Origin of the sequence: Nocardioides sp. (assembly GCF_035481145.1) — a bacterium.
Classification (GTDB): domain Bacteria; phylum Actinomycetota; class Actinomycetes; order Propionibacteriales; family Nocardioidaceae; genus Nocardioides.
In genome coordinates this window covers 20269-27091 of record NZ_DATIHB010000019.1, presented here as the reverse complement: position 1 = coordinate 27091, position 6823 = coordinate 20269, and the positions used below count along the sequence as shown (strand labels likewise).

General features: G+C 71.2%; 5 protein-coding genes. 2 read left to right on the top strand and 3 right to left on the bottom strand.

Annotated elements, in window-relative coordinates:
* Positions 1-226: 226 nt before the first annotated feature.
* The gene (locus VLF38_RS01915) at positions 227-1549 is read right to left on the bottom strand and encodes a UDP-glucose/GDP-mannose dehydrogenase family protein (protein WP_325269601.1); all 1323 of its coding nucleotides are present in this window, start codon (positions 1547-1549) and stop codon (positions 227-229) included.
* A gap of 132 nt (positions 1550-1681) precedes the next feature.
* Between VLF38_RS01915 and VLF38_RS01910 the strand changes: the two genes are divergently transcribed.
* On the top strand, positions 1682-2749 hold the full coding sequence (locus VLF38_RS01910) for a glycosyltransferase family 2 protein (RefSeq protein WP_325269600.1): 1068 nt from the start codon (positions 1682-1684) through the stop codon (positions 2747-2749).
* On the opposite strand, the gene disA is transcribed toward VLF38_RS01910, so the two are convergent.
* Together disA and radA are read right to left on the bottom strand one after the other, a co-directional pair.
* The gene (gene disA / locus VLF38_RS01905) at positions 2740-3825 is read right to left on the bottom strand and encodes a DNA integrity scanning diadenylate cyclase DisA (RefSeq protein ID WP_325269599.1); all 1086 of its coding nucleotides are present in this window, start codon (positions 3823-3825) and stop codon (positions 2740-2742) included. The two genes, VLF38_RS01910 and disA, sit on opposite strands and share 10 nt — an antisense overlap.
* A 56-nt stretch (positions 3826-3881) precedes the next feature.
* Positions 3882-5315 carry a DNA repair protein RadA gene (gene radA, locus VLF38_RS01900; RefSeq protein ID WP_325269598.1) on the bottom strand — a complete coding sequence of 478 codons (1434 nt, stop codon included), beginning with the start codon at positions 5313-5315 and terminating at the stop codon, positions 3882-3884.
* A gap of 124 nt (positions 5316-5439) precedes the next feature.
* Between radA and VLF38_RS01895 the strand changes: the two genes are divergently transcribed.
* Positions 5440-6612 carry an NAD(P)/FAD-dependent oxidoreductase gene (locus tag VLF38_RS01895; protein WP_325269597.1) on the top strand — a complete coding sequence of 391 codons (1173 nt, stop codon included), beginning with the start codon at positions 5440-5442 and terminating at the stop codon, positions 6610-6612.
* The last annotated feature ends 211 nt before the right edge of the window (positions 6613-6823 follow it).

Here is a 6823-nt window from a genome sequence, read left to right as displayed (position 1 = left end):
CGGACACACAGTTCGAGCTGACCGGGCCGCCGGAGGTCGTCGTCACGAAGACCGCGAAGCCGAAGCAGACCGCCAAGCCCACGCAGACCACGACGGCCTCCACCTCGGCGACCGGTGCAACGACCACGAAGAACGCCGGGGACCCGCGCGAGCCCTGACCCGCGCGAGCCTGACCCGGACAGCCAGATCGGGCAGCCAGGCCGGCACCCGAGCCGGCCAGCCTAGGTCAGGCGACGGACGGTCGACCCAGCGACCGGACCGTCCAGCCGGCCTCCTGGTACGCCGCGAGGTCGAGGCAGTTGCGCCCGTCGACCATCCGCTTCCCCGCCACGATCTCGCCGAGCTCGGCCGGGTCGAGGGCGCGGTACTCCAGCCACTCGGTCAGGTGCAGGACCAGGTCCGCGCCCTCGCAGGCGGCCTCGATCGTGTCGGCGTACTCCAGCTCGGGGTGCTTCTTGCGCGCCGGCGGGATCGCCTCGGGGTCGTGGACGACGACCCGCACGCCCTTCTCGTGGAGGGTCGCCGCGACCTCGAGCGCCGGGCTGTCACGGATGTCGTCGCTGTTGGGCTTGAAGGCGGCCCCGAGGATGGCGATGCGCTTGCCGGGCAGTCGGCCACCGAGCTCGGCACGGGCGATCTTGATGACACGCTTGCGACGGCGGATGTTGATCCGGTCGATCTCGTGCAGGAACCGCAGGGCGTCCTTGACGCCCAGTTCCTCGGCGCGCGCACGGAAGGCGCGGATGTCCTTCGGCAGGCAGCCTCCGCCGAAGCCGAGACCTGCGTTGAGGAACTTCCGCCCGATCCGCTCGTCGTAGCCGATCGCGTCAGCGAGGGTGACCACGTCGGCGCCGGTGACGTCGCAGAGCTCCGCCATCGCGTTGATGAACGAGATCTTGGTCGCCAGGAAGCTGTTCGCCGCGACCTTGACCAGCTCGGCGGTCGGGAAGTCCGTGACGATGACCGGGCAGCCCGCAGCGATCGGCTGGGCATAGACCTCGCGCAGCCGCGCCTCGGCCACCTCCGAACGGACGCCGAGCACGAGCCGGTCGGGCTCGAGGGTGTCCTTGACCGCGAAGCCCTCGCGCAGGAACTCGGGGTTCCACGCGACCTCGACGGCATCGCCGGCGGGAGCCGTCGTACGCAGGATCTCCTGGAGGCGCTGTGCCGTGCCGACAGGGACGGTCGACTTGCCGACCACGAGGGCGGCGCGGTCCAGGTGGGGTGCGAGCGAGGCGACCGCGGCCTCGACGTGGGTGAGGTCGGCACCCATGCCGTCAGCCCGCTGCGGTGTGCCGACGCAGACGAAGTGGAGGTCGCCGAACGCCGCAGCCTCGGCCATGTCGTCGGTGAACCGGAGGCGGCCCGACTCGACCTGCTCGACGAGGAGCTCGGGCAGGTCGGGCTCGAAGAAGGGGAGGACGCCACGCTCGAGGGCGGTGCGGCGGGCGGGGTCGATCTCGACGCCGAGCACCTCGAAACCGAGGGAGGCGAGGCAGGCGGCGTGGGTGGCACCGAGGTAGCCACAGCCGATGACGGTGATCTTCACCCCTCGACGGTAAGCGCGGTCGACAGGCCCGATCGGCCAGATCGGGCATTCCTAGCAACCGTTCACCAAGCCGTCATCGGGGTCTCCCGAACTCGTGGTCGACGGGTCACCGCACACGGCGGAAATGAGCGCATGTGCCTCGACCTCCGCCGCCGTACCGGGCCCGTCCTCAGCGTCGTGGTGCCGATCCACGACGTCGCTCCCTGGCTTCCCGCGTGCCTGGACTCCATCCTCCGCCAGCCGGTCCCGGACCTCGAGGTCGTGCTCGTCGACGACGCCTCGACGGACGGCTCGACCGCGATCGCCGAGGCGTACGCCGCGGCGCACGACCGTGTCCGCCTGGTGCGGCTTGCCGAGCGAAGCGGAGTCAGCATCGCCCGCAACGTCGGAGTCGCGCACTGCACGGCGGCGTACCTGACCTTCGTCGACTCCGATGACGAGCTGCCTGCGGACGCATGGCGGCGGATGCTGCGCACGCTCCGGCGTACGGGCTCCGACTTCGTGGTCGGCAAGGCGGCGCGGGTGAGCGACACGGAGTGGTTCGTGCCCCCGCTCATGCAGCGCAACCACGAGGTCGAGCGGCTGCGCAGCACCATCGCCGAGTCCCCGCTGATGCTCGCGGACGTCTTCGTCTGGAACAAGATCTTCCGCCGCGACTTCTGGGACCGTGCGGCCATCACGTTCCCCGAGCGCACGCGCTACCAGGACCAGCCGGCGCTGACCCGCGCCTTCCTCGCCGCGGAGCGGTTCGACGTGCTGACCGACGTGGTCTACGAGTGGCGGATCCGGCACGACCAGACCTCGGCGACCCAGCGCCGTGCAGAGCTCAGCAATCTCGAGGAGCGCCGGCGGACCAAGCTGATGACGCTCGACCTCGTGCGCGAGCACGCGTCACCGCAGGTGCTGGACGTAGTGCTGCGCGAGATCCTGCCGATCGACATGTGGGAGCACTACCGGGCGGCGGTCGCCGGCCCAGCGCACAGCTGGGACGACGCCTACTGGGAGACGCTGCGCACCCTGCAGCGGGAGCTGTGGAACGACGCGACCGTGCCGTTCGCGGCGACGACGGTGGTGGAGCGTCAGCGGGCGATGGGGGCGCTCGTCGAGGCCGACCGCCGCAGCGACCTGCGCGCGCTCATCGACGAGGTCGACGGCCGGGCCGCACCGGTGCGCGACGCCGCGCCCGCGACTCAGACGTAACGCTCGAGGATGCTCGACTCGGCGAGGCGTGAGAGGCCCTCGCGCACGCTGCGGGCACGGAGCTCGCCGACGCCCTCGACCGCCTGCAGGTCGTCGATGCTGGCGCCGAGGAGCTTCTGCAGGGTGCCGAAGTGGTCGATGAGCCGGTCGACCACCGTCGACGGGAGGCGCGGGACCTTCGCCAGCAGCCGGAAGCCGCGCGGCGTGACCGCACCATCGAGGTGCTCCGCACCGCCGAGGCCGAGGGCCTTGGAGACCGAGGCAGGGTCGACGAGCTCGCTCGCATCGAGGTGCTCGAGACGAAGGAGCAGCTCCTCGGGGCTCTTGGCCTTGCGTCCACCGGGCAGGTAGTCGCGGATGACCAGCTCACGCTCGGCGTCGACGCCGGTGATCAGCTCCTCGAGCTGGAGTGTGAGGAGGCGGCCGTCGGTGCCGAGCTCGAGGACGTAGTCCTCGATCTCGCGGGCGATCCGGGTGACCATCTCGAGGCGCTGGGCCACGACGGCGACGTCGCGGACGGTGACGAGGTCCTCGATCTCGAGCGCGGAAAGCGTCGAGGAGACCTCGTCGAGCCGCATCTTGTAGCGCTCCAGCGTCGCGAGGGCCTGGTTGGCGCGCGACAGGATCTGGCCGGAGTCCTCCAGGACGTGGCGGGTCTCCCCGACGTACGCCGCGATGATCTGCATGGACTGCGACACCGAGATGACCGGGAAGCCGGTCTGCCGGGCGACACGGTCGGCCGTGCGGTGACGCGTGCCGGTCTCCTCGGACGGGATCGTGTGGTCGGGCATCAGATGGACCGCGGCCTTGTGGATCCGGGTCAGCTCACCGTCGACGATGATCGCGCCGTCCATCTTCGCCAGCTCGCGCAGGCCCGTCGCGGTGAAGGGCACGTCGAGCTGGAAGCCGCCGGTCGCGATGCCCTCGACGGTCTTGTCGTAGCCGAGGACGACGAGCGCGCCGGTGCGGCCCCGGAGGATGCGCTCGAGCGCATCACGCAGGGGAGTGCCGGGCGCGATGGATGCGAGCGTGGCCCTGAGGCGCTCGGTCTCTTCGGAACGCTCGATGGCGGCCACGTGCTGCTTCCCGTCTGACGTATCGACAACTGTGGTGAAGCGTAGCGGTGGCGCGGTCAGCTGACCTCGTCATTTGCAGGGTGGGGTGCCGCGTGGACGACGCGCCCCTGCAGGTCGAGCAGGCGCATCACGGCGGCGATGTCGGGGACATCCATCACCTTCATGCCGTCGACCATCCGCACCCTGCCCGGCGCGGAACCGTTGGCCCGGTCGACGGGGACCAGGGCGTACTTGAAGCCGAGGCGCGCCGCCTCGGCAAGCCGCTGCGGGAGGTCACGGACCTTGCGGAGCTCGCCGGCCAGGCCGAGCTCGCCGATCGCGATGGTCGCGGTCGGCGCGGGGCGCGAGTAGTGCGCCGACGCGATGCTGATCGCGATCGCCAGGTCGGTCGAGGGATCGGTCAGCTTCGCGCCACCGACGGTCGAGCAGAAGACGTCGTGGTTGTGGAGCTTGAGGCCACCGTGCTGCGCGAGCACGGCGAGCACCATCGCGACCCGTGAGGAGTCCAGCCCCGACGTCGTCCGCCGTGGCTTGTCGCCCGGCGCGACCGTCACCAGCGACTGGACCTCGGCCAGGAGTGGCCGGCGCCCCTCCATGGTCACCGCCACGCACGTGCCCGGCACCTGTTGCGCGTGGTTCTCCACGAAGAGGCCGGTCGGGTCGGAGACGGCCGTGATGCCGTCGGAACCGAGGTCGAAGCAGCCGACCTCGTCGACGGGGCCGAAGCGGTTCTTCATCGCGCGCAGCATGCGGAAGCGGCTGTTGCGGTCGCCCTCGAAGTGGAGCACCACGTCGACGACGTGCTCGAGCACGCGCGGGCCGGCGATCGTGCCGTCCTTCGTGACGTGGCCGACGACGACCGTGGTGATGTTGCGGGTCTTGGCCACGCGCACGAGCGCGGCGGCGACCTCCTTGACCTGGGTGACGCCGCCGGGCACTCCGTCGAGGTCGGCGACGTTGATTGTCTGGACGGAGTCGACGACGAGCAGCTCGGGCTTGACCGCCTCGATGTGACCGAGCAGGGCGGCGAGGTCGGTCTCGGCGGCGAGGTAGAGCTCGTCGACCACCGCGCCGGTGCGGTCGGCGCGGAGTCGGACCTGGGAGGCCGACTCCTCGCCCGAGACGTAGAGGGTGCGCCGCCCCGACCGTGCGGTCTGGGCGGCCACCTCGAGGAGCAGGGTCGACTTGCCGACGCCGGGCTCTCCAGCGAGGAGGATGGCGGCGCCCGGGACGAGGCCGCCGCCGAGCACGCGGTCGAGCTCGGGAACGCCGCTGAGGCGCTGGGTGGACTCCTCCACCGGCACCTTGCCGATGGGGACCGCGGGCGCGGTCACCGGGCCCGCGGCCGTGCGGCCCGCAGGCGCTGCGGTTGTCTCGGCGACCGAGCCCCACGCCTGGCACTCGCCACAGCGCCCGACCCACTTCGCCGTGGTCCACCCGCACTCGGCGCAGCGGTAGTCGGAGCGGGGCGCCTTCGTCTTCGCAGCCATGTTCGAAACCCTATTCGAACCCACCGATAGAAGCCGGCCGACACCCGGCGGCCTGTGGACGAGCCCCCACGCCGGACGCGCGACACCCTTGGGCAGTCGCCGTCGGAGGAGCAGGATGGGGCGCATGGACGAACCGCGCAGCATCGTCATCGTGGGTGGTGGCCTGGCCGCCGTCCACGCCGTCGAGTCCCTTCGGGACCAGGAGTACGCCGGCCGGCTGACGCTGGTCTGTCGCGAACCCCACGCGCCGTACGAGCGGCCACCGCTGTCGAAGGGCTACCTGGCCGGCAAGGACGACCGCGATGCGGCGTTCCCGCACGACGCGGGGTGGTACAGGGACAACGAGGTCGCGCTGCGGCTCGGCACGGCGGCCACCGACCTGCACCTCGACGACCGCGTCGTCGTTCTCGACAGCGGCGAGAGCCTCGGCTACGACCGCCTGCTGATCGCCACCGGAGCCTCGCCTCGCACCCTCCAGCTGCCCGGCATCGAGAAGGCGCTGACGCTGCGCACGATCGACGACAGTGAGCGCCTCCGCGACGCGCTGCAGGAGGGCAAGCGACTGGCGATCATCGGTGGTGGCTGGATCGGCCTCGAGGTCGCAGCCACCGCGCACCAGGCCGGCATGGAGGTGGTCGTGCTGGAGACCGGCGGCCGTCCCCTCGGACGGATCCTCGGCCCCGCGATCGCCGACCACGTCGCCGCTGTCCACGCGAGGAACGGCGTCGAGGTCCGCACCGGCGTCCAGGTCGAGGAGGTCGTCGACGGCGGTGTCCGCACGGCCGACGGCATGGTCGCCGCCGACGTCGTGCTGCTGGCCGTCGGCGCCACACCGACGACGGCGCTCGCGAGCGCAGCAGGCCTCGACGTCGACAACGGCATCCTGGTCGACGAGCGGCTGCAGGCCTCCGACCCGCACGTCTTCGCCGCCGGCGACGTCGCCAACGCCCACAACACCGCGCTCGGCCAGCGGCTCCGGGTCGAGCACTGGGACAACGCCATCCGTCAGGGCACGCTCGCCGGCCGCACCATGCTCGGAGTCGACGGCACCTACGACTGGCAGCCCTACTTCTTCACCGACCAGTTCGACTTCTCCATGGAGTACGTCGGCCGCAGCGCCCCCGACGACGAGGTCGTGCTGCGCGGCGACGTCGACGGAGGGGAGTACGTCGCGTGGTGGCTGCGTGACGGCGTCGTCACCGCGGGCATGAACGTCAACGTCTGGGACGTCAACGACAAGATCCGCGAGATGGTCGGCACGCGCGTCGATCCGGCCGACCTGCCCGACCTCCGCTGACAGCAACGTGCACGAGCGGACACAGTTCTCGGTCGCGCGAGGGCGAGCCACGCTTGGCTCGAGTCCGGGCCTCGCGATATGTGTCCGCTCGGGCTCGGCAGCAGCTCCATCTCGGGCGGCTCGACCCCGTCGCGGCACGTCCGTGCGGAGTTCCCCGAACCAACACATCGGCGTGTCACGGGTGCACCGTTCCCGTGTGCTGCGTGGTACG

Excerpts from the sequence above, each read along its gene's own strand:
- VLF38_RS01910 (WP_325269600.1), top strand. The coding sequence starts at position 1,682 with ATGTGCCTCGACCTCCGCCGCCGTACCGGGCCCGTCCTCAGCGTCGTG.
- radA (WP_325269598.1), bottom strand. The coding sequence starts at position 5,315 with ATGGCTGCGAAGACGAAGGCGCCCCGCTCCGACTACCGCTGCGCCGAG.
- VLF38_RS01895 (WP_325269597.1), top strand. The coding sequence starts at position 5,440 with ATGGACGAACCGCGCAGCATCGTCATCGTGGGTGGTGGCCTGGCCGCC.